A 20,675-nucleotide genomic window follows, 5' to 3' on the forward strand; every position below is an offset into this window, starting at 1 on the left:
CAGTTGCTGGTCCGCACCCTCGCTTGCGGCATCTGTGGGTCGGACCTCCACGCCCTGCACCACATGGAGCACATGATCGAGACCGCGGCCCGAGGGAATGGCGGTTTTGCGAGTGGTTTCGACCCCACAGCAGACACGGTCTTCGGCCACGAGTTCTGCGCCGAAGTCCTGGATCACGGCCCGGGCTCGACCCGGACGATCCGGACCGGCGCCCGGGTGGTCTCAGTCCCCGTCACCCTGACAGAGACCGGCGTGGAGTCCCTCGGCTTTTCAAATCGCCTTCCCGGAGGGTTTGCTGAACGCATGCTGCTGACCGAGGCCATGGTGCTGGAGGTGCCGAACGGCCTCACCACCGACCAGGCAGTCCTGACAGAGCCCTTTGCGGTCGGCGAGCACGCTGTCGCCAAGGCCCGGCTCGACCGCGATTCGGTCTGCATGGTGGTAGGCTGCGGCCCGGTGGGCCTTGCGGTCATCGCGGCCTTGAAGGCGCGTGGGCACGGGCCGGTGATCGCCACCGACTATTCGCCCCGCCGCAGGGCGGCGGCGGAAAGGCTTGGGGCCGACCTGGTGATCGATCCTTCCAAGGAAAGCCCGCACGCCCGGTGGGACAGCTACGGTGTCCCGGTGCAGCGCGCGGCCCAGTCCATGGCCCGGATGATGGGCAAGTCTTTCGGTCGCCCGGTGGTGTTCGAGTGTGTCGGTGCCCCGGGCATATTGCAGACCCTGATCGAGGCTGCACCCTCTGGCGGCCAGATCGTCGTGGCCGGGGTGTGCATGGAGACCGACAAGATCGAGCCGGCCATCGCCATCACCAAGGAAATGGAACTGACCTTCGTGTTCGGCTACACGCCGGACGAGTTCGCCCATACCCTGAGGCAGATCTCGGAAGGGATCATAGATGTGTCCGGCGTGGTGACGGGCAAGGTGGGCCTGGAGGAAGTGGCGGGCGCTTTCATCAGCCTTGGGGACCCTGAGGCGCACGTAAAAATCCTTGTTGAACCTACGAGATAATAAAGAGAATGACCGATCCATCTGCGCCTGATCCTGATGTCGAGTCGGCCCGCTTCCGGCGAAATCGGCTGCTGGGTCGACTCCTGCTGGTTGCGCTGGGGTTCCTGCTCCTGGCCCAGATGATCCCCTTCGTCCTACGCGCCTGATCCCGGAGTTGGCCCGATGAGACTTTCCGCCCCCCGTATCGCCCCCTTGGCGGACTCCGAGATGGACGCCGACCAGAGGGAGCTCACAGCCCCCATGGCTGCGACCGGCCGGGTGCTGAATATCTTCCGGACCCTGGCCCGGACACCCAAGGCCGCGCGCGGATTCCTCGCCTGGGGCAACTACATCCTGTCACGCCGGAACGACCTGCCGCCGCGGCAGCGCGAGCTTGTGATCCTGAGGGTCGGTTACCTCTGCAAGTCGGGGTACGAATGGACCCAGCACGTGGAGATCGGACTGCGGGACGGCCTCACCGCCCCTGAGATCGCCCGTATCAAACAGGGTGCGGACGCCGGTGACTGGTCGGAGGACGACCGCCTCCTCCTCCGGGCCACCGATGAACTCCATACCGATAAGTTCATCTCTGACGCCACCTGGGCGGCGCTTTCGGCCCATTTCAGCGAGAAGCAGCTGATGGACCTCGTCTACACGGTCGGCCAATACACCCAGGTCTCAATGATCCTGAACACCTTCGGGGTCCCCCTCGACGCCGGGCAGGTCCTGGATCCTGATCTCAAGGGGTTCTGAGGGCGGTCAGCGGGGCGTGCGCCTCTGGGCCAGGGCCGCGCAGCTGGCGAAACCGATCGATCCCTCGGGATCATGGAGCCAGCATTCGCCCACTGCGACGCCATCGGTGGCCTGGTGGTTCACCGACTGGAAGCCAATCCATTCCGACGCCGGGAGCCGGTGAAGGTACACCGTGACGTCCGTATTGATGTAGCCGAGGCCCTGGTCAGACGAGGCGTGGGCGAAGGGACTGGCGAAGTCTGCGGCGACGGCCACGCGCTGGAACGGGGTCAGGGCGACGCCACCCACAAGCTCGCGCACCTCCCGCATCCAGACCTGCCGGTCGCCCTCCGCGCCGAACCCGCCCTTGATCGGCTTCACGGCCCACATGCGCCCCATGGGAGCCTGCGACGGATCCGGATCCGGGATGGAGTCAGGGTGGGGTGCGTCCCAGTCCCGCGGGCTCCGGGTCTTGCCGGGTGCATTTTCTGTCCGCCGGAGAAACTGGCAGGAGGCCTTGGCTGAACTCTTGCCGCCGGACAAAAGCTCGGCTTCGGCCATGCGGATACGACCACCTTCCCGGACCAGAGTGGTCCTGACCTCAATGGGGTCGAAGTTTGGCAGGCGGTACATGTCGACGGTCAGGCGGGCGGGGATGAAGTCCTCGGACCCGAAGGCGGTTTCCAGGGCGTGTCCCATCAGGCCGATGACCACCCGTCCATGAAGAGAGTCCGGATTCCAGGGTCCCCGTCCGGAGGCCTGGGGCAGGAAGGCTTCACCGTCACGCAGAAAAAAGGGCAGTTCAGTCATCAGGAAATGTCCGGCAGAAAATCCAGTGGGTCGGGTTGGGATCAGGAAGCGTATGCGGCGAGGTTGCGCCGGATGCGCGCGGCGATGTCCTGGCCGGGCGGCGGGATGTCGAAGGCCTGGCCGGTAATCCGCTGGAAGGCATCCACATAGACATCGGAGGTCTGCTCGATCATCTCGGGGGGAATGGCCGGGATCGGGTCGACATAGGGATCGCAGCGCCCGGACACCCAGCTGCGTACAAAGTCCTTGTCGAAGCTGTCGGGTCTTTGCCCGGCTGCGAAGCGCTGTTCATAGCTGTCGGACATCCAGTATCGGCTCGAGTCCGGGGTATGGATCTCGTCGGCGAGCAGGATGCGCCCGTCCCGGTCGAGGCCGAACTCGTACTTTGTATCCGCCAGGATGAGACCCCGTTCCGCCGCCAGAGCCTGGCCACGCTCAAAAAGGGAGAGGGCGCATGTGGACACCTCCTCCCACTGGGCGGGGCGGAGGAGTCCCTGGCCCAGGATCTCTGCCGGACTCAAGGGCTCGTCATGGCCACCATCGAAGGCCTTGGAGGTCGGGGTCAGGATCACATTGGGCAGGCGCTGGTTGGGCCGAAGGCCATCCGGAAGCCGCACGCCGTACATCTCCCGGGCTCCCTGGCTGTAGAGGGTGAGGACCGAGGTTCCCGTGGTTCCCGCCAGGAAGGCGCGGACGACGATCTCGACAGGCAGGATGTCGAGGCGGCGCCCCACGACGACATTCGGGTCCGGATACTCCAGGACATGGTTCGGGCAGATGTCGGCGGTCTTCTCGAACCAGTAGCGTGCGGTCTGGGTGAGCACCTGGCCCTTGTAGGGGATGGCCGCAAGGATCTGGTCGAAGGCGGAGAGCCGGTCGGTGGCAATGAGAATTCGCCGACCGTCGGCCAGATCATAATTCTCACGGACCTTGCCCCTGTAATGCCCAGGGAACCCAGAAAGATCGATCTGGTCGAGAACGGGTCGCAATGGCGGGCTGGTCATCCTATATCCCGGTCAGCGTGGTTTCCGCGCCGGCCGGACCTACCGATCGACCGCCGTGAACTAGCCCAACCCTAACCGTTTTGGCAGTCGTTTCGACCGCCCAGGAGGAAATTCGATGCTTCGTAACGCCCTGCTCGCCACCGCCGTCGCGGCCATCGCCGTCGCCGCCTCCCCCGCCGCCGCGAAACTGGCCCCTGGTGCCAAGGCCCCAGACTTCACCGCGCCCGCCTACCTGGCCGGGAACGCCTTCACCTACAAGCTCGCCGACAGCCTGAAGAAGGGGCCCGTGGTCCTCTATTTCTTCCCTTCGGCCTACACCTCCGGCTGCAATGTCGAGGCGCACCTGTTCTCCGAGGCGGTAGATGAATTCAAGGCCAATGGAGCAACCGTGATCGGCGTCACCTCCGGCAAGCTCGAGCGGCTCGCCGAGTTCTCCAAGGACACCGAGCGCTGTGGTGGCAAGTTCCCGGTGGCGGCGGATACCGGCGCTTCCATCGCCAAGAGCTACGCCGCCCCCCTGAGCATGAACGGAATGTCCATGCCGGGCCTCTCGGGCCGTGTTTCCTATGTCATCGCGCCGGACGGTACTGTGATCCACGCCTACGACAACCTCGATCCCAATGACCATGTCGAACAGACCCTCGGTGCCGTGAAGGCCTGGAAGGCTGGTAAGCGGAAGTAGGATTCCCAAAAGTCCGCGCGGGGCCGGTACCGGAGAAGACGCCCGTCTTCCTTGCACCCGGCCCCGCTTTCCTCTAAGGACCGCGGCTTCAACGGAAGGCGGTCACGGGTTGGAGCGCCAAAGGGACGGGAAAGCCCCGTCCGCCAGCCCGGGATCCATCGTATCCTCCGGTTACCCGCCGAAGGACACGCCGCCCTCCAAATGGGATAAAGGACACATGGCGCTCTACGAGCACGTCGTCATTTCGCGGCAGGACATTTCGCCGCAGCAGGCCGAAGCCCTTAACGACCAGATCAAGTCGGTTATCGAGGAACACGGCGGTGCCGTGGCCAAGATCGAGTACTGGGGCCTGCGTAACCTGACCTTCCGGATCAAGAAGAACCGTAAGGGCCACTATTCTCTTCTTGCCCTCGACTCCCCGGCCCCGGCCGTCAAGGAAATGGAGAGGCAGCTGTCCCTGAATGAGGATGTGCTGCGCTTCATGACCATCCGCGTCGACGAACTCGATCTCGAGTTGTCCCCGATCCTCGCCCGCCGCGATCGCGAACGCGAGCGCGAACCCCGTCGCGACGACTCATACTGAGACCGGAGGCCGAACCCATGACCGACGAAACCGCAGCCGCCGCGCCCGCCGCGACCGCCCGCCGCCCCTTCTTCCGTCGCCGCAAGGTCTGCCCGTTCTCGGGCGCCGGCGCTCCGAAGATCGATTACAAGGACGTCAAGCTCCTGCAGCGCTACATTTCCGAGCGCGGCAAGATCGTCCCGTCCCGCATCACCGCCGTGTCGGCCAAGAAGCAGCGTGAACTGGCTCGCGCCATCAAGCGCGCCCGCTTCCTCGCCCTTCTGCCCTACGTCGTGAAGTAAGGAGATCCCAACATGAAGGTTATTCTTCTGGAGCGGATCGAAGGCCGCGGCGCCCTCGGCGACGTGGTCACCGTCAAGGACGGTTTCGCCCGCAACTTCCTCCTCCCCCGGGGCAAGGCCCTGCGCGCCAATGCGTCGAGCATGAAGGTGTTCGAGGCCCAGCGCGCCGAACTCGAAGCCCGCAACCAGCGCACTCGGGAACAAGCTGCCGGGTCCGGGGAAACCCTGGATGGGACCGCCTACATCCTCATCCGCCAGGCGGGTGAGAGCGGCCAGCTCTATGGCTCGGTCAGCGGCCGGGACGTCTCCGACATCATCAATGCGGGCGGCGGTAAGGTCGAGCGCTCGATGGTGGTGCTGGACAAGCCCATCAAGACCCTTGGCCTCCACGAAGTGAAGGTGAAGCTGCACGCTGAAGTCTCCGTGACCGTCACCCTGAACATCGCCCGGTCCGAGGACGAAGCCCTGCGTCAGGGCCGGGGCGAGAACATCCTCGAGTCCCAGTTCGCTGAAGACCGGGCGGCGGCCGAAGAGACCGCCAATGACATGCTTGCGGGCGGTGCCGGCAAGCAAGAAGGCGACTACGAAGGCTGATCGGCCTTCTGCCTGGATAAATGGGGCGCGGATCCGAACGGCTCCGCGCCCTTTTCTGTGCGCCCGGGTCCGGCCTGACCGGACCCGGCGGCCCTTTTCCACAGGCTGCGGAATCCTGTGCATCGAGGCGGGTGACGCCTTGACCCCAGCCCTCGCGAGGCGATCTCCTAAAGGGATGGCGCTCGCATCGGCTCTCGACCTGATCTCCCCCCACAACGACGTGGACCTGCCGCACCCTCCGGCCAACGTGGAGGCCGAGCAGGCCCTGCTGGGCGCCCTGCTCTACGACAACGCGGCCTTCGAGCGCCTGGGCGACAACCTTGAGGCCCGGCACTTCTACGAGCCCTTCCATCAGCGGCTCTTCACCGCGGTCCAGACCCAGATCCGGAAAGGCCAGCTGGCTGAGCCCATCCTGCTGGCCGAGCAGTTCAGCCGGGATCCGGCCTTCGAGGCCCTCGGCGGTGTCCGCTATTTCGCCGACCTGATTGACCGCGCCCCGCCGGCCGCCAATGCCCCGGACTATGCCCGCGCCATCTACGATCTGGCCCTCCGCCGGGACCTGATCCGGATCGGCGGGGAAATCACCGTCCGGGCGCAGTCCCCCGAAGATGCTGAGTCGGCGATGGACCAGATCGAGGCGGCGGAGGCGAGCCTCTATACGCTGGCGGAAACTGGGGGGACGTCCCAGGGCTTCATCCCCTTCGTGGATGCCCTGGGCGGTGCCCTGGAGATGGCGGCCGAGGCGCACCGGCGCGATGGTGGCCTTGCCGGCGTCTCGACCGGCCTGATCGACCTCGACCAGAAAATCGGCGGACTGCATGCCTCCGACCTGGTGATCCTCGCAGCGCGTCCCTCGATGGGAAAGACCTCGCTGGCGGCCAACATCGCCTTTCATATGGCGCGTCATTATGCCTGGGAACCGCAGCCCGACGGTACCAAGCGCACGGTTTCCGGTGGTATCGTCGCCTTCTTCTCCCTGGAAATGTCGGCAGAGCAGCTGGCCATGCGCCTGCTGGCGGAGGTCTCCGGCGTCTCCAGCGACCGGCTCCGCAAGGGAGAGATCGACGCCTCGGAGTTCGCCCGCATCCGCGAGGCGGCACTCGAGATCCAGGAAGCCCCGCTGCACATTGACGCAACCGGCGGCCTTTCCATCGCCAAGCTGACCGCCCGGGCCCGGCGCCTGAAGCGCCAGCATGGCCTCGATGCGATCTTCGTCGACTATCTCCAGCTGATCACCTCGGGCGACAAACGCAACGAGAACCGGGTCCAGGAGGTCTCGATGATCACCCAGAGCCTCAAGGCCCTGGCCAAGGAGCTGAACGTTCCCGTCATCGCCCTCTCCCAGCTGTCCCGACAGGTCGAGAACCGGGAGGACAAGAAGCCCCAGCTGGCGGACCTGCGGGAGTCCGGCTCCATCGAGCAGGACGCCGACATGGTGATGTTCATCTACCGGGAGAGCTATTACCTCAGCCGCCTGGAGCCCCGCGAGGGAACGGCGGAGCACCTCACCTGGCAGGAGAACATGGACAAGGTGGCGGGCATGGCCGAGATCATCATCGGCAAGCAGCGTCATGGCCCGATCGGAACGGTCAGGCTGTCCTACAAGGAAGAAATCACCAAGTTCGGAAACCTGGCCCGGGATCCAGGCCGGTACGAGATCCGCTAGAGCCTGTTCCCTTCAGACGGAACGTCTGGAGGGGCAAAACAGGCTCTAAGACCAAAAAGTCAGATCCTGTTTGGATCCGATAACCGGTTCCCACTTATCGGAACAGGAGCTAGCCGAGACGTCTGGCATTGGGTATCCGGGGGCCATGCCGCATCGCGCCCGACTGACCGTCGACCTTTCCGCCCTGGCCCGGAACTTCGGGACCCTTGGAACCGTCGCGGCAGGCGCAGAGGTCGCACCTGTCGTTAAGGCGGACGGCTACGGATTGGGCGTGAAGCGGACCTCGGAAGCCCTCTGGAGCGCGGGTGCGCGGTCCTTCTTCGTTGCGAGGCTGGACGAGGGCGAAGCCCTCCGCCGGAGCCTGGGCCCTGCCCGTCCCGCCAGGATCTACCTGCTCGACGGGCTTGTCCCGGGCACCACGGCCCGGGTCCGGAGATCGGGCCTGACGCCCATGCTGGCCGACCCCGTTCAGGTCGCCGCGGCCCGGAGCGCAGCGACGGATGGCGGCCCGCTGGAGGTCGGCCTCCACGTGGACACCGGCATGAACCGTCAGGGCCTGTCGCAGGACGCCCTGTCGGACCTCTCCCGAGACGGTGCCCGGGGCCTCAACCCCGTCCTGCTGATGAGCCATCTGGGCTCGGCGGCAACGCCGGAACACCCCCGCAATACGCTTCAGCTCCAGCGGTTTCGCCAGGCCCGGAGCCTGTTTCCAGCCCTGCCCGCAAGTCTCTCAGCCTCGGCAGGCACATTCCTGGGTCCAGACTGGCGCTTCGACATGGTCCGCCCTGGCGTGAGCCTGTTCGGCGGAGGACCATTCGAGCGGCCAGATCCGCGGATCGAGGCTGTGGCGACCCTGGACGCCCCCATCCTCTATGTGCGGACTATCGAGGCTGGCGAATGGCTTGGCTATGGTTCGGGCCTGAGGCTGGATCATCGCATCCGGGTCGCGGTCGTGGCGGCAGGCTATGCCGACGGGTTGCTGCGCCGGGGCGGAGGCCGTGCCTCGGCCTGGTTCGCCGGCGCCCGACGGCCGGTCCGCATCGTCAACATGGACCTCATGGCCATCGAGATCGGCGATACCCCCGCCTGGCCTGGCGACCGGGTCGAACTCATGGGCGCCAACCTGCCTATCGACGACCTGGCCACGGCGACCGACACCGTCGCCCACGAGTGCCTCGTGCGACTCAGCACCCGCGCCCGCCGCCGGTATGTCCGATCCTGACGCAAGCGGGGCTAGACTGACCCTGGCGGGCGAATCAGGAGACCTCCATGGCCAGAGACGGCGCGTCCTATGTCTGCCAGTCCTGCGGCGCAGCCCAGAGCCGCTGGAGCGGGCAGTGCCCCGCCTGCGAGACCTGGAACACCCTTGTCGAGGAGAGCGGGCTGAAGCCCCCCGGGGCCCTGTCGGCCAGCCGCGCCACGCGGGTCCGAGGGCTCGACTTCCAGGGTCTGGCCGGCGAGATCCAGCCCCTTCCCAGGATCCAGACCGGCATCGAGGAATTTGACCGGGTCTGCGGCGGCGGCGTGGCCAGGGGTTCGGCCCTGCTCGTGGGCGGGGACCCTGGTGTTGGCAAGTCCACCCTGCTCATGCAGGCCGTCTCAGCGGCGGCCATGCGGGGTGCAGCCTGCGCCTATGTCTCAGGGGAAGAGTCCGTGGACCAGATCCGCAGTCGGGCCCAGCGCATGGGCCTGGGTGCCGCCCCCGTCCAGCTCGCGGCTGAGACCAGCCTCAGAAACGTCCTGGATGGCCTCAAGCGCTCCAAGTTCGACCTCGTGGTGATCGACTCCATCCAGACCCTCTGGAGTGACGCCCATGATGCGCCACCAGGATCCGTCACCCAGGTGCGAGCCGCCGCAGCAGAGCTCGTCCGCCTGGCCAAGCGCGAGGGCGTTGCGATCATCCTCGTCGGCCATGTGACGAAGGAAGGCGCCATTGCAGGCCCGCGGGTGATCGAACACCTGGTGGATGCGGTGCTGACCTTCGAGGGCGAGCGCGGGTATCCCTTCCGGGTCCTGCGGGGGGTCAAGAACCGCTTTGGCGCCACCGATGAGATCGGCGTCTTCGAAATGGGCGACGCAGGCCTGCGCGAGGTGGCCAATCCCTCCGCCCTCTTCCTGGACACCTCCGGCGAGCGGGCGGCGGGCGCTGCCGTCTTTGCGGGCATAGAAGGATCCCGACCGGTGCTGGTCGAATTCCAGGCCCTGGTGGCGCCTTCAGCCTACGGCAACCCTCGCCGGGCGGTGGTGGGCTGGGACTCCGGCCGGCTCGCCATGGTCCTGGCCGTCCTCGAGGCCCGCTGCGGCCTCTCACTCGGAGCGAGGGACGTCTATCTGAACGTGGCGGGCGGCCTGCGGATCAGCGAACCGGCGGCGGATCTCGCGGCGGCAGCGGCCCTGGCCTCCTCCGCCCTCGATGTCGCCCTTCCGCAGGACTGCGTGGTCTTTGGCGAAATAAGCCTCTCCGGCGAGATCCGCCCGGTCAGCCGGACGGAAGCGAGGGTCCGTGAGGCGGCCAAGCTTGGGTTCCGCCAGGCCCTGGCCCCCCGGGACGCCGATGCCGGCGCCCTGAAGCTTGCTGGGGTCTCACGCCTCGCCGACGCCATCACAAGGATCGGCGATGGCGGCTGGAGCACCCTGCCATGATGCCCTTCGACCTCATCATCCTGGGGATCCTGCTTCTCTCGGGCGTCCTGGGGTTCGCCCAAGGGGCAGTGAAGGAACTGGTCTCCCTGGTCTCGCTTGTCGTCGCCCTGGTCCTGGCCATGCTCGGGCTGAAATTCGTCACGCCGCTGATCGAGGCCCGCATGGACCCTGACTGGGCCGCTGCGCCCATCGGCTTCCTGGTGGTCTTCGCCCTCGCCTATCTGGGCCTTCGCCTCCTGGGCTCTGGCCTTACGGGAGGCATCCGCCAGGCCCGGCTGCTGAGCGCCCTGGACCGGGCCCTGGGCTTTGGATTTGGCCTTGTGAGGGCGGCGCTCTTCCTGGGCGTGTGCAACCTCGCCTTCACCGCGGCGACGCCGCCAAGCTATGCGCCTACCTGGCTGCAGGGTTCGCTTTTCTACCCCCTCACCGAACGCTCCGCCGGGATGATCCGTGCGTTGGCGCCCCGGGGTGCCAATCTTGCTGGGCGAATTGCCCCCGCGATCGAGAAGGCGCTTGGTGAGGGTCACAAGGGTGACAGGCCGGTCGCCGGGCGATATGTAACCAACGCCCCTTCTGGTCGAGATAAGGCAGCGGAGACGCCCCGGTGAACACCCCCGCCGATCGATGGTCGCCACGTGATCCTGACGACGACGCCCCGAGGCTCGAATGCGGCGTATTCGGCGTCTTCGACGTCGAGGATGCCTCTGCCGTCACCGCCCTGGGGCTCCACGCCCTTCAGCACCGGGGACAGGAAGCCTGCGGCATCGCCAGCTTCGACGGCAATGGTTTCCACACCGAGCGGCACATGGGCTATGTGGGCGACGCCTTCGCGGGCGGCGATCTGACCACCCGGCTTCCCGGTGCCTTCGCCATTGGCCACACCCGCTACTCAACGGCGGGCAGCAGCGTCCTCCGCAACGTCCAGCCCATGTTCGCTGACCTGGACACGGGCGGCATCGCCCTGGCCCACAACGGCAACCTGACCAACTTCCTGACCCTGCGCCAGCAACTGGTGGCAGAGGGCCGGATCTTCCAGTCTACCTCGGACTCCGAGGTCATCCTGCACCTCATCGCGCGGTCCCGCCGGCCCCGCCTCGTGGACCGGTTCATCGACGCCCTGCGGGAGATCGAGGGTGGCTATGCCCTGGTGGCCATCACCAACAAGAAGCTGATCGGCGTCCGGGACCCGCTCGGCATCCGGCCTTTGGTCCTGGGTGACCTGGATGGCCATCCCGTCCTGGCGTCGGAAACCTGTGCCCTGGACATGATTGGCGCCCGCTTTGTCCGGGACATCGAGCACGGCGAAATGGTGATCATCGACCACGAGGGCATACACAGCCTGCGGCCCTTCCCCGCCGCCCGCGCCCGCCCGTGCATCTTTGAGTACGTCTACTTCGCCAGACCGGACAGCGTTGTGAACGGCAAGTCCATCTATGAGGTCCGCAAGCGCATGGGCCGCCGCCTGGCCCAGGAGATGCCTGCGGACGTCGACGTGGTCGTTCCCGTCCCCGACTCCGGGGTCCCGGCCGCGCTCGGCTTCGCCCAGGAGGCGGGCCTGCCCTTCGAGATGGGGATCATCCGAAATCACTATGTAGGCCGGACCTTCATCCAGCCCACCCAGGGTGCGCGCGAATCCAGCGTGCGAATGAAGCTCTCTCCGAACCGCGCTGTGCTGGCCGGTAAGAAGGTCGTGCTGATCGACGACTCCATCGTCCGCGGCACCAATTCCATGCGGGTGGTCCGGATGGTGCGCGAGGCCGGGGCCACAGAGGTTCACCTGCGTTCCGCCTCCCCGCCGATCCAGTGGCCGGACTTCTACGGTATCGATATGCCCGACCGGGATAAGCTGCTGGCTGCCAACAACAGCGTCGAGGACATCGCCCGGATCCTGAACGTGGACTCGATGGGCTTCCTTTCCGTGGACGGCCTCTACTGGGCCATGGAGGCGGGCCCGCGGGACCCCGCAAACCCCCAGTTCACCGATCACTATTTCACGGGTGACTATCCGACCCGGCTCCTCGACCGGGAAATCGCCGAAGGGCGTAACGCGGTCACAGATCGGCAGCTGTCCTTCCTGGTTGACGCGTGAGCCCTGCGCCTGTCGGCCGCTGGCTGACGAGGCTGAAGCCCGACGTCTACATCCTGCTGATCCTGGGCATGGTGGTACTGGCGACCCTTCTTCCAGCTCAGGGTGAGGCCCGCCCGTTCCTCAAGGTCGCCGTCTCTCTGGGCATCGGCCTGGTCTTCTTCCTGCACGGTGCCCGCCTGTCCCGGGAAGCGGTGATCGCCGGTGCCACCCAGTGGCGACTGCATGGCATGGTCCTGGCTGCGACCTTCCTCCTCTTCCCGGCCCTCTGCCTTCTGGCCCAGGGCCTGCCAGCCTGGATCCTGCCGGCCAGTCTCGCACCCGGTCTTCTCTTCCTTGGGTGCCTGCCCTCGACCATCCAGTCTTCCATCGGCTTTACAGCGATTGCCCGGGGAAATGTGGCCGCGACCGTTGCGGCGGCGACGGCTTCCAACCTGCTAGGCATCATCGTCACGCCAGTGCTCGCCGGCCTGCTGCTGCACAGGACGGGCGGGGGGGTCTCCCTGGACGGGCTGCAGACCATAGTGCTCCAGCTCCTGGTACCCTTCCTGGCGGGGCATCTCCTGCGCCCCTGGATTGGTGACTTTGTATCCCGCCGAGCCGGTATCCTGTCCAAGCTGGACCGGGGCTCGATCCTGCTGGTGGTCTACGCCGCCTTTTCAGATGCCGTGGCTGGCGGCATCTGGTCCCGGCTTGGTGCCCTGGACCTCGTCAGGTTGACCCTGGTCTGCGGCATCCTGCTCGCCATCGTCCTCTGCGCCACCCTGGCCGCCGCCCGTGCGGCGCGCCTGTCCACGCCTGACGAGATCACCCTGGTCTTCTGCGGGTCCAAGAAGAGCCTGGCGAGCGGGGTTCCCATGGCGGGCGTCCTGTTTCCCGGCGACGGGCTAGGGCTGGTCCTCCTGCCGATCATGATCTTCCACCAGATCCAGCTCATGGCCGCCGCTGTGATCGCGCAGAGATACGCGGAGCGACCAGGGTCTGAGGGTGACGCCCCGGCTGCGACGGGCTAAGGGGGCGACATGACCGCCGACACGCCCCTCGCAGACAAGATCGCCCTGGTGACCGGTGCCTCCCGGGGGATCGGACGCGCCTCAGCCCTGGCCCTGGCCGGGGCCGGAGCCCACGTCGTGGCCACGGCCAGGACCCAGGGCGCGCTGGAGTCCCTGGACGACGAGATCTTTGCCCTGACCGGGCATCACGCCACGCTCGTCCCCCTGGATCTTGCCGAACCCGCCGGGCTCGACGCCCTGGGACTCGCCCTTCACCAGAGGTTCGGACGGTTGGATATCGTCATACATGCGGGAGCCGTCCTGGGCGCCATCACGCCGGTCAGCCATGTGGAGCCCGGTCTCTGGGACCGGGTCATGACCGTGAACGCCACCGCCTCCTGGCGTCTGATCCGGTCGATGGAGCCCCTGCTGAAGGCTTCGGGCGCCGGCAGAGCCCTGTTCGTCACCTCCAGCCGGGCGGCGTCCCCACGGGCCTTCTGGGGCCCCTACTCTGCCTCCAAGGCCGCCATGGAGGCAATTGTCAGGGCCTGGGCGGATGAACTGGAACACACTGGTGTCCGCGCAGCGATCATCGATCCGGGAGCCATGCGCACCCGCATGCGGGCCGAGGCCTATCCCGGCGAGGATCCTGCAGACCTGCCGGACCCCTCGGAGATCGGTCCGATGATGATCGAGCTGACGCTCTCAGACCCCGGCCTGCCGACGACTGTCAGGACTTTCCGGGCTTGGAAGGCCGACCGCGTGGCGCTGACCCCTTCGACCTGACGGCACGTCCAGAGGCGGGACGCCCCTTCACCTTCCCCGGCCTCGCGCCGGCGCGCGACGCTGGCTTGGATCCGGCGGCTGGCCGGGAGCGGCCTGATACCTTGGTCACCTTGGCAGGTTTAGCGGACTTGGCGGACTTGGCGCTCTGGGCGGACTTGGCGGTCTGGGCGGTCTTGGCGATCTGGGCGGTCTGGGCCGCTGCCTTGGACCGGGCCGTTCCGGAAGCCTTCCGAGGCCCAGCCCGCGCCCGTACGCCTCCCGCAGGGCCTGCCGCCTTGGGTGATGGACCATCCACGAAGGGATTACGGCTGGATCTGACGCTCACGCGGATTGGCACTCCGGGCAGGTCGAAGCTTTCCCGGAGGGCGTGCACCAGATAGCGCCGATAGTGGTCGGGCAGCTGCTCGGCCCGGGTGGCGAACAGAACGAAGGTCGGTGGACGCGCCTTGGTCTGGGCCATGTACTTGGGCCGGATCCGCCGTCCGTTCACGGCGGGAGGCGGGTGCCTCTGGATCGCCATAGCCAGCCAGTCGTTCAGGTCGCGGGTCTTGACCCGGGTGGACCAGTTCTCGTGGACCTTGAACACGGCGGGCATGAGCCGGTCGACGTTCCGGCCCGTCTCCGCGGACAAGGCCACGAGGGGCGCGCCGCGCACCTGGGGCAGTTGCCGGTCGAGGGTTTCCCGAATCTCGGCCAGACGGCTCTGGGGTTCATCGATGAGGTCCCACTTGGCCAGCACGAAGACCAGGGCCCGACCTTCCCGCTCGACCAGGTCGGCGATCTGCAGGTCCTGGATCTCGAAGGGGTGGGTGGCGTCGACGACCAGGATAACCACCTCGGCGAAGGTGATGGCCCGGATGGTGTCCGCAGTGGACAGCTTTTCCAGTCCCTCCTGGACCCTGGCCTTCCGGCGCAGCCCCGCAGTATCGACCAGCCGGATCGCGCGCCCGCCCAAGGACCAGTCCACGGGGATGGCGTCGCGGGTGATCCCCGCTTCCGGCCCGGTCAACAGCCTATCCTCGCCGATCAGCCGGTTCACCAGGGTGGACTTGCCCGCGTTGGGACGCCCGACGATGGCAATACGGAGGGGGCGGTCGTCGGCGGCATCCGCCTCGAGATCCTCTTCCTCCCCGGCCTCACGTTCGGCGGCCACCACGGCCTCGAAGTCCGCCTCGTCGGCGTCTTCCGACTCTTCGGGATCGTCTGCAAAGGCCCTGAGCGCGGCATAAAGGTCTGCAAGACCCTCCCCATGCTCGGCCGACAGGGGAATCGGTTCCCCAAGGCCCAGCCGGAAGGCATCGTTGGTGCCCTCGTCGCCCTGCCGCCCCTCAGCCTTGTTGGCGATCACGATGACAGGCCGGTCATGCCGGCGCAGGACATCGGCGAAGATCTCGTCGAGCTGGGTCACCCCCACCCGCGAGTCGATGACGAAGAGGGCCACGTCACATTCCCGGATGGCCGCCTCGGTCTGGGCGCGCATCCGGGCCTCAAGGCTTTCGTCGGTGACGTCCTCGAAGCCGGCGGTGTCGATCAGTTCGACGTCAAGGTCGCCAATCCGACCCGTTCCGAAGCGACGATCTCGGGTCACGCCAGGGCGGTCGTCGACTATGGCCAGGCGCTTGCCCGCCAGACGGTTGAACAGGGTCGATTTGCCGACGTTGGGCCGGCCGACGATGGCGAGTCTGAGGGTCATGGGCGGTACCTAACGGACCGCAATGAGCCGGGCCTCATCGGTCACGAAATAGAGGGTGTCGCCCAGGGCGATGGGGCCGACGGTCACCGGTTCGCCCAGCTTTACCGACTTTTCGACCTCGCCAGAGCGGGCGTTGACAGCGACGAGTTCACCGGTGTTAGACGCCAGGACGATCCGACCCGAGGCTAGGATTGGCGAGGACCAGATCGGGCGCGTACCGGCCTTCTTGGTCTTCGAGGACTTGCGGCCGAGGTTCCCGAAAAAGCCGGACTTCTCGCGTCCCACACCCAGGTCGGTGACCCAATAGGCCAGACCCGTTTCCCGAGCGAGGCAGTAGAGCTTGCCTGCCATGTCCACCACATAGACAACGTCGCCCGCAACCCAGGGCGTGGTGATGCCGGTGATCGGCAGCGACCAACGGGTCTGGCCGGTGCGCAGGTCCGTCGAGGACAGAACGCCAGAATGGCTGACCGCCACCACGTCGCCTTGGTAAATGACGGGGCGTCCCGCGATATCCCGGATTTCTGAGAGGGCGTTGGTGCGGCTCGCCCGGGACAGGGAGTCGCTCCACAGGTCATTCCCGTTGGCGGCGCGGAGGGCGATCAACTCACCCGACCCGAAGGCGGCGACCACGGTATCGCCAGAGACCGCCGGACTTGAGGCGGCGAGGATACGGGCGGGTTCCGAGAGGGCCTGGTAGGTCCATCCCTCCTTGCCGGTCGCGAAGTCGAAGGTCAGCAGGGTGTTGTCGATGGCGACGGTAAAGATCCGGCCGCCGGAGATGGTCGGGGCGGAGTGGATCGGCTGCTCGACCGCGGTCCGCCAGAGAACCGCGCCGGTGTCAGCATTCAGCTGGGTGACGAAGCGGTAGCCGGAGGTCACCACCACCTTGCCCTCGGCGATTGCAAGCCCCCCGCCAAAGGCGACGGTGTCCCGGCGGGCCTTGCCGCGCAGATCGACCTTCCAGACCTGGGCACCCGTGCGCGCGTCGAGGGCGCTGACGGCGGCATGGCCGTCCATCACGTAGATCTTACCATTGACGGCCACGGGCGGGGACATGACATGGGCGTTGCGACCCCGTGTGGACCCGAAGCCTCTCTTCCAGCCGACGGTCAAGGCCTTGCCAGCGTCGGCATGCATCGGAGCCTGCTCGGGCGTCCCCCCCGGCAGGGCCCACTGGTCCAGGGCGACCGGATCCGGGAGATAGAAGCTCGCGCCCTTGAGCCCCGCCTCAGGCGTAACCTCCTGGTCAAAGCCGCTAAGCGGAATCCGGTTCTCCGCCTGGGCGGTTTCCTTTGGCCCCTTGTCCCCGAAGTTCAGCAGACTCTGGGTCTGGGCGCAGCCAGAAACCAGCATCGCCGTCGCCAGAACGGTGAGGATCATGGAGCGGGAGCGGATCATTGGGCGGGTGCCTGCATGGGAAGCCCTGGGATCCCAGGCGGGAGGGGACGGGGTGGCGGCAGGGCCGCAGCGGCCTTGACGAGATCTGCAGTGGCCTTCGCAGATCCGCTGTCGATGAGGGCGATGGCTGCAGTGGCCCGGCTGCGGGCGCCTTCGGCGACGTCAGGGGCCAGGGAGACGACCACGAAGTCCGAGCGCGCGCCTGCGGTATCGCCAGCCAGGAGCTTTGAGAAGGCGGCGGCCTCGCGGGCCTGCATCCGGAAGGGACGTCCGGCCTTGAGGAGCGGCTCGAGCCGGGTGTCGATCTGGGCCCGGGGCGCCGTGTCGAGGAGGGCGTAGACGGCCTTCAGGCGGGCTGCATCGCCGATCAGCGGATCCGGTGCCGCCTTCGCCGCCTGGTCGAAGAGAGCGACGGCGCCGTTTACGTCACGCTCGCCAAGACGGAGTGCGCCAAGATGCTGCAGGGCCAGGGACTTGTAGGCCGGGCTTGCGCTCTTCGAGACGGTCTCCCAGGAAGCCTTCGCATCGGCGGGCCGACCGGCCTGAAGGGCTTCGAGCCCCTTGGCGTAGATCTCTGAGGCCTTGCTCGACTGGCTCTGGGTCCAGGCCTTGTAGCCCTGCCATCCCCCGACACCCGCCAGCACCAGGACGACGAGACCGATGAACGCCGGCAGCGCCTTCAGCGCCAGGGCGCGATAGCGGTCGGAGCGGATCTGCTCTTCGACTTCTTCGAAAACGTCGACCACTCTGGAGACTCCGCATTGAGGTGCCGCGACCCGGCGCGGCGGAAACTATAGCGCCGGCCGGTTCGCCGCAATGTCTCGAGGGTGAAGCGCACCCATGGCGGAACCGTGGCGCCCGGGAAACCTGGCAGCGAAGGTGCCCGGCAGGGTGCCTGACCCGCGCCCTGAGTCGAGAGATGTCACCAGAAACCCTGGGCTCTTGACGTCCAGTAGGTCCCCTCCCGGGGGAAAAAGGCGCATCTGACGACGATAAACAGGCCCTCTGCCGACCTTCAGGACTCCAGCGACACGGGATGGCGACCTTCAAGCCGCCTCCAGAGCCCTCACCAAGGCCAGACCGAGCACTGTGAGACCCGCGCAGACCGCGAGGGTTCCGACCATGCCGCTTCCGAGGGCACCATCAAGGGCGCGGACCAGGGCTTTGCCAGAGGCCATGTCGATGATCGCCTGGGTGGCGGGCGCCGGAACGCCGGTTTGCAGGAAGCTGCGAATGGCGATGCACAGGCCGATGAGCCCACCGAGACCGAGGACCAGGGCCCTCACGCGCTGGCGCTGGACCAGGCGGGCCAGGATCCGGCCCTCGAGCTCTGGGCTTTCCAGCCCGGGCAACGGTGCGTCGAACAGGGCCGTGAGCTGGCGGTCGAACGCCTCAGAGCCGGTATCACTGTCTTGGGTCATCGTTGGGTTCCCAGGTCCTGCCGCAGGCGCGCCAGCCCGCGGAAGATATGTGACTTCACTGTGCCCTCCGGCAAGCCCAGGGCCAGTGCAATCTCCGAAGTGGTGTAGCCGGCGCCATGCTGGAGGCTGACGCAAAGACGCTGAGCCTGGGGAAGACGCTCGAGGGCGGAATCCAGGTCCAGGGCGAGACCGATATCCGGGGCGGGAGAATAGGCCTCGGGCGCGAGGTCCAACGGTTCGAGGCGCGCGTGCGACCGGATGACCCGCAAGTAGCGCCGGGCGGCGATCCTGCGCACCCAGGCGATGAAGGCACCCTCGCCGCGATAATCCCCGATCCGCTCGAAGGCGATGACCAGGGCGTCCTGGGCTAAGTCATCCGCAAGGTCGGCGGCAGCTCCCATTCGCCGCAGAAAGCTCCGCAGCCGGGGCAGGCTCCGCCGGACCAAGACCGCGAAGGCCCCTGTGTCACCAGCCGCAGCGTGGCTGGCGAGGATGGCGTCGGGAACTCCCTCCTCTGGGTGTGACGAAGGGAAGGCCACCGGATCAGGACGACTTGCGACCCAGGAAATGCAGGAGGATCCCCGCAATGCCAATACAGCCGGGAATGGCGGCGACGCCCGTCAGGGCCGTGCGCGCCTCCGTATCGATCGCCCCCATGATCTGGCCGAAGATGGCGAAACCCAGCCCTGCGCACAGGGCGATCAGTCCCCAGCGCAGGTCGCTGGGCGGCTGTGAACGCGGGGTCTGGCGCGCCACCAGCTCGACAAGCTCCGGGGGTGCGGGCTGTCCCTGGCGCATGGCCAGTTCGATGGTCTCGTGGACGCGGGCGCGCTTACGGGCCTGGAAGTATTGGCTGCCCAGGATGATTGCGGTGATGAACCCGAAAACGATGAAGGCTGTAAGGACTGATTCGACCATGAGTTTGCTCCCAAGCTGTGGCGGTCCTTGAAGGACCCGATACGCCTAGGAGCCTCCGGAGGGCGATCCGGATGCAATCCGGGGGATCACGCTTTCGTGATCACCCCGGACGCGATTGGAGATCAGTCCCGCAGGCTGGCCGGAACGATGCCGCCGTTCTGCTCAAGCGCGACCCAGACGGCCTTGATCAGGGCCAAGTTCTGCTCGGCGCTGCCGTGGGCGCCCGCATTGACGGCGAGCTCGCCGGCGAGTTCCTTGCGGGCGTTCAGGCTGGAGTCGATGTCGAGCATCTTCAGGAGGTCGACGATTGAGGTGCGCCAGTTCCCACCGCCGCCCTTCGAGGCCGCAAGCGCGGTCAGGACGGCTTCCACGTCAACCGGGGCTACAGGCGCAGGCGGGGGTGCAGCAGCGGCAGCCGGCGCAGCCGGGGCCGCCGCAACGGGCTTGGGTTTGGGCGGAAAGATCTTGCCCATGATGGAACTGAAAATGCCCATGGCGGTCTCCTGGAAGGGTGTGCGCCCGGTCCCAGCGACCGGGGTCCCGGTTTCATGCCAACTTTCGCGGATTTCACAATGCGCTTGATTGGTTCAGCCCAGAAAAGTTATATTATAACATAATTAGAACCCAGGCACCGGACCCTCGAATGACCAGGCGCGACCCCTATGTCCTTTCCGCCGGCATGCTCGGTTTGGTTTTGGCTGGCACGGCGGCCAACGCGGCGGAAACCGGGAACCGGAAGCCTACAGAAGTCGAAGAGGTGGTGGTCACGGCCGCGCCCTATGCTGTCTCTCTCGACACGGTGACCAGCAGCGTCGACGTCGTTTCGGCGGCAGAGCTGGGGCGCGCACCTCCGGCGGGCATCGGGGACCTGCTAGCTGGCCTGCCCGGCCTGCGCTCCACCGCCTACGGCCCGGGCGCCAGCCGCCCGGTGATCCGCGGACTTTCCGGCCCGCGCGTGCTGCTGCTCCAGAACGGGGTGGGCATGGTGGACGCCAGCTCGCTGTCGCCAGACCACGCCGTTCCCAGCGAGGCCGGCCAGGCCAGCCGGATCGAAGTGTTGCGCGGCCCCTCTACCCTCGCCTATGGCGGCGCCGGGATCGGAGGCGTCGTCAACGTGATCGACGACCGAGTGCCGTCCCGACGACCCGACGGACTTGCGGACGGCCACGCTGCCCTGTCCTGGTCCGGAATCGACAACGGACGATCGGCCTCGGGCGCGGCGACCGTGGCCGTCGGGCCCCTCGTCCTGGCCATGGACGCCACCCGGCGCAGGTCGGGCGACTACGATACCCCGGTCCCGCCGGTTTCGGCCCGGCGGACCGCGGCGACCGGCCTTCCTTCCGACGGCGGCAAGCGGCAGAAGAATGTGGCCCTGGAGGCCGACTCCTGGGGC

24 protein-coding genes are annotated in these 20,675 nt (G+C 66.9%); 15 read left to right on the top strand and 9 right to left on the bottom strand.

Annotated elements, in window-relative coordinates; genetic code table 11:
- The 3 genes from WCJ52_RS04365 to WCJ52_RS04375 all read left to right on the top strand — a co-directional run.
- Nucleotides 1-1,011, top strand: a 1,011-nt coding sequence (locus WCJ52_RS04365) for a zinc-binding dehydrogenase (RefSeq protein WP_336902081.1), incomplete at its 5' end; no start/stop codon positions are given.
- 8 nt (nucleotides 1,012-1,019) lie between these two features.
- A complete protein-coding gene (locus WCJ52_RS04370) occupies nucleotides 1,020-1,157 on the top strand; it encodes a hypothetical protein (RefSeq protein WP_336902082.1) in 138 nt (45 codons plus the stop codon).
- 16 nt (nucleotides 1,158-1,173) lie between these two features.
- Nucleotides 1,174-1,743, top strand: a complete 570-nt coding sequence (locus WCJ52_RS04375) for a carboxymuconolactone decarboxylase family protein (RefSeq protein ID WP_336902083.1) — start codon at nucleotides 1,174-1,176, stop codon at nucleotides 1,741-1,743.
- A gap of 6 nt (nucleotides 1,744-1,749) precedes the next feature.
- Here WCJ52_RS04375 and WCJ52_RS04380 read toward each other — a convergent pair whose 3' ends face one another.
- Both WCJ52_RS04380 and WCJ52_RS04385 read right to left on the bottom strand, forming a co-directional pair.
- Nucleotides 1,750-2,532: a thioesterase family protein gene (locus WCJ52_RS04380; RefSeq protein ID WP_336902084.1), complete on the bottom strand. Its 783-nt coding sequence runs from the start codon at nucleotides 2,530-2,532 to the stop codon at nucleotides 1,750-1,752.
- Nucleotides 2,533-2,573: 41 nt separating this feature from the next.
- A complete protein-coding gene (locus tag WCJ52_RS04385) occupies nucleotides 2,574-3,536 on the bottom strand; it encodes a phosphoribosylaminoimidazolesuccinocarboxamide synthase (RefSeq protein ID WP_336902085.1) in 963 nt (320 codons plus the stop codon).
- Nucleotides 3,537-3,651: 115 nt separating this feature from the next.
- On the opposite strand from WCJ52_RS04385, the gene WCJ52_RS04390 reads away from it, so the two are divergent.
- From WCJ52_RS04390 to WCJ52_RS04440, 11 genes are all read left to right on the top strand, one after another.
- The gene (locus WCJ52_RS04390) at nucleotides 3,652-4,218 is read left to right on the top strand and encodes a peroxiredoxin (protein ID WP_336902086.1); all 567 of its coding nucleotides are present in this window, start codon (nucleotides 3,652-3,654) and stop codon (nucleotides 4,216-4,218) included.
- A gap of 217 nt (nucleotides 4,219-4,435) precedes the next feature.
- Nucleotides 4,436-4,801 (top strand): 30S ribosomal protein S6, encoded by a 366-nt coding sequence (gene rpsF / locus WCJ52_RS04395; RefSeq protein WP_336902087.1) that lies wholly within the window; start codon nucleotides 4,436-4,438, stop codon nucleotides 4,799-4,801.
- Between the two features lie 17 nt (nucleotides 4,802-4,818).
- Nucleotides 4,819-5,082, top strand: a complete 264-nt coding sequence (gene rpsR / locus WCJ52_RS04400; RefSeq protein WP_336902088.1) for a 30S ribosomal protein S18 — start codon at nucleotides 4,819-4,821, stop codon at nucleotides 5,080-5,082.
- Between the two features lie 12 nt (nucleotides 5,083-5,094).
- Nucleotides 5,095-5,676, top strand: coding sequence for a 50S ribosomal protein L9 (gene rplI, locus WCJ52_RS04405; RefSeq protein WP_336902089.1), 582 nt, complete (start codon nucleotides 5,095-5,097; stop codon nucleotides 5,674-5,676).
- A 175-nt stretch (nucleotides 5,677-5,851) separates the two neighbouring features.
- Nucleotides 5,852-7,342, top strand: coding sequence for a replicative DNA helicase (locus WCJ52_RS04410; protein ID WP_336902090.1), 1,491 nt, complete (start codon nucleotides 5,852-5,854; stop codon nucleotides 7,340-7,342).
- A gap of 145 nt (nucleotides 7,343-7,487) precedes the next feature.
- Nucleotides 7,488-8,564, top strand: coding sequence for an alanine racemase (gene alr / locus WCJ52_RS04415; protein ID WP_336902091.1), 1,077 nt, complete (start codon nucleotides 7,488-7,490; stop codon nucleotides 8,562-8,564).
- Between the two features lie 47 nt (nucleotides 8,565-8,611).
- Nucleotides 8,612-9,985 carry a DNA repair protein RadA gene (gene radA, locus WCJ52_RS04420; RefSeq protein WP_336902092.1) on the top strand — a complete coding sequence of 458 codons (1,374 nt, stop codon included), beginning with the start codon at nucleotides 8,612-8,614 and terminating at the stop codon, nucleotides 9,983-9,985.
- Nucleotides 9,982-10,593: a CvpA family protein gene (locus tag WCJ52_RS04425; RefSeq protein WP_336902093.1), complete on the top strand. Its 612-nt coding sequence runs from the start codon at nucleotides 9,982-9,984 to the stop codon at nucleotides 10,591-10,593. Before radA ends, WCJ52_RS04425 begins: the two co-directional genes overlap by 4 nt.
- Entirely contained in the window at nucleotides 10,590-12,074 is a 1,485-nt protein-coding gene (purF, locus tag WCJ52_RS04430) for an amidophosphoribosyltransferase (protein ID WP_336902094.1), read from the top strand. Before WCJ52_RS04425 ends, purF begins: the two co-directional genes overlap by 4 nt.
- Nucleotides 12,071-13,084 (top strand): bile acid:sodium symporter family protein, encoded by a 1,014-nt coding sequence (locus tag WCJ52_RS04435; protein WP_336902095.1) that lies wholly within the window; start codon nucleotides 12,071-12,073, stop codon nucleotides 13,082-13,084. Before purF ends, WCJ52_RS04435 begins: the two co-directional genes overlap by 4 nt.
- A gap of 9 nt (nucleotides 13,085-13,093) precedes the next feature.
- Entirely contained in the window at nucleotides 13,094-13,849 is a 756-nt protein-coding gene (locus WCJ52_RS04440) for an SDR family NAD(P)-dependent oxidoreductase (protein WP_336902096.1), read from the top strand.
- Here WCJ52_RS04440 and der read toward each other — a convergent pair.
- From der to WCJ52_RS04475, 7 genes are all read right to left on the bottom strand, one after another.
- Nucleotides 13,794-15,542 carry a ribosome biogenesis GTPase Der gene (der, locus tag WCJ52_RS04445; RefSeq protein WP_336902097.1) on the bottom strand — a complete coding sequence of 583 codons (1,749 nt, stop codon included), beginning with the start codon at nucleotides 15,540-15,542 and terminating at the stop codon, nucleotides 13,794-13,796. The two genes, WCJ52_RS04440 and der, sit on opposite strands and share 56 nt — an antisense overlap.
- A gap of 9 nt (nucleotides 15,543-15,551) precedes the next feature.
- Nucleotides 15,552-16,943, bottom strand: a complete 1,392-nt coding sequence (locus tag WCJ52_RS04450; protein ID WP_336902098.1) for a PQQ-binding-like beta-propeller repeat protein — start codon at nucleotides 16,941-16,943, stop codon at nucleotides 15,552-15,554.
- On the bottom strand, nucleotides 16,940-17,689 hold the full coding sequence (locus WCJ52_RS04455) for a tetratricopeptide repeat protein (RefSeq protein ID WP_336902099.1): 750 nt from the start codon (nucleotides 17,687-17,689) through the stop codon (nucleotides 16,940-16,942). The genes WCJ52_RS04450 and WCJ52_RS04455 overlap by 4 nt, the downstream gene beginning before the upstream one ends.
- Before the next feature lie 300 nt (nucleotides 17,690-17,989).
- A complete protein-coding gene (locus WCJ52_RS04460; protein WP_336902100.1) occupies nucleotides 17,990-18,364 on the bottom strand; it encodes a hypothetical protein in 375 nt (124 codons plus the stop codon).
- Entirely contained in the window at nucleotides 18,361-18,903 is a 543-nt protein-coding gene (locus tag WCJ52_RS04465; protein WP_336902101.1) for a sigma-70 family RNA polymerase sigma factor, read from the bottom strand. The genes WCJ52_RS04460 and WCJ52_RS04465 overlap by 4 nt, the downstream gene beginning before the upstream one ends.
- Nucleotides 18,904-18,907: 4 nt before the next feature.
- Entirely contained in the window at nucleotides 18,908-19,282 is a 375-nt protein-coding gene (locus tag WCJ52_RS04470; protein WP_336902102.1) for a DUF6249 domain-containing protein, read from the bottom strand.
- Nucleotides 19,283-19,404: 122 nt separating this feature from the next.
- The gene (locus WCJ52_RS04475) at nucleotides 19,405-19,776 is read right to left on the bottom strand and encodes a DUF3597 domain-containing protein (protein ID WP_336902103.1); all 372 of its coding nucleotides are present in this window, start codon (nucleotides 19,774-19,776) and stop codon (nucleotides 19,405-19,407) included.
- A 149-nt stretch (nucleotides 19,777-19,925) separates the two neighbouring features.
- Between WCJ52_RS04475 and WCJ52_RS04480 the strand changes: the two genes are divergently transcribed.
- Nucleotides 19,926-20,675, top strand: a 750-nt coding sequence (locus WCJ52_RS04480) for a TonB-dependent receptor plug domain-containing protein (protein WP_336902104.1), incomplete at its 3' end; no start/stop codon positions are given.

The organism is Phenylobacterium sp. (assembly GCF_037138395.1).
Lineage (GTDB): Bacteria > Pseudomonadota > Alphaproteobacteria > Caulobacterales > Caulobacteraceae > Phenylobacterium.

Bases quoted from the DNA above. Each gene is read 5' to 3' on its own strand.
- WCJ52_RS04390 (WP_336902086.1), top strand. From the start codon at position 3,652: ATGCTTCGTAACGCCCTGCTCGCCACCGCCGTCGCGGCCATCGCCGTC.
- WCJ52_RS04470 (WP_336902102.1), bottom strand. From the start codon at position 19,282: ATGGTCGAATCAGTCCTTACAGCCTTCATCGTTTTCGGGTTCATCACC.
- WCJ52_RS04370 (WP_336902082.1), top strand. From the start codon at position 1,020: ATGACCGATCCATCTGCGCCTGATCCTGATGTCGAGTCGGCCCGCTTC.
- WCJ52_RS04385 (WP_336902085.1), bottom strand. From the start codon at position 3,536: ATGACCAGCCCGCCATTGCGACCCGTTCTCGACCAGATCGATCTTTCT.
- alr (WP_336902091.1), top strand. From the start codon at position 7,488: ATGCCGCATCGCGCCCGACTGACCGTCGACCTTTCCGCCCTGGCCCGG.
- WCJ52_RS04380 (WP_336902084.1), bottom strand. From the start codon at position 2,532: ATGACTGAACTGCCCTTTTTTCTGCGTGACGGTGAAGCCTTCCTGCCC.
- der (WP_336902097.1), bottom strand. From the start codon at position 15,542: ATGACCCTCAGACTCGCCATCGTCGGCCGGCCCAACGTCGGCAAATCG.
- WCJ52_RS04450 (WP_336902098.1), bottom strand. From the start codon at position 16,943: ATGATCCGCTCCCGCTCCATGATCCTCACCGTTCTGGCGACGGCGATG.
- WCJ52_RS04425 (WP_336902093.1), top strand. From the start codon at position 9,982: ATGATGCCCTTCGACCTCATCATCCTGGGGATCCTGCTTCTCTCGGGC.
- radA (WP_336902092.1), top strand. From the start codon at position 8,612: ATGGCCAGAGACGGCGCGTCCTATGTCTGCCAGTCCTGCGGCGCAGCC.
- WCJ52_RS04475 (WP_336902103.1), bottom strand. From the start codon at position 19,776: ATGGGCATTTTCAGTTCCATCATGGGCAAGATCTTTCCGCCCAAACCC.
- WCJ52_RS04460 (WP_336902100.1), bottom strand. From the start codon at position 18,364: ATGACCCAAGACAGTGATACCGGCTCTGAGGCGTTCGACCGCCAGCTC.
- WCJ52_RS04440 (WP_336902096.1), top strand. From the start codon at position 13,094: ATGACCGCCGACACGCCCCTCGCAGACAAGATCGCCCTGGTGACCGGT.
- rpsR (WP_336902088.1), top strand. From the start codon at position 4,819: ATGACCGACGAAACCGCAGCCGCCGCGCCCGCCGCGACCGCCCGCCGC.
- WCJ52_RS04375 (WP_336902083.1), top strand. From the start codon at position 1,174: ATGAGACTTTCCGCCCCCCGTATCGCCCCCTTGGCGGACTCCGAGATG.
- rpsF (WP_336902087.1), top strand. From the start codon at position 4,436: ATGGCGCTCTACGAGCACGTCGTCATTTCGCGGCAGGACATTTCGCCG.
- rplI (WP_336902089.1), top strand. From the start codon at position 5,095: ATGAAGGTTATTCTTCTGGAGCGGATCGAAGGCCGCGGCGCCCTCGGC.
- WCJ52_RS04410 (WP_336902090.1), top strand. From the start codon at position 5,852: ATGGCGCTCGCATCGGCTCTCGACCTGATCTCCCCCCACAACGACGTG.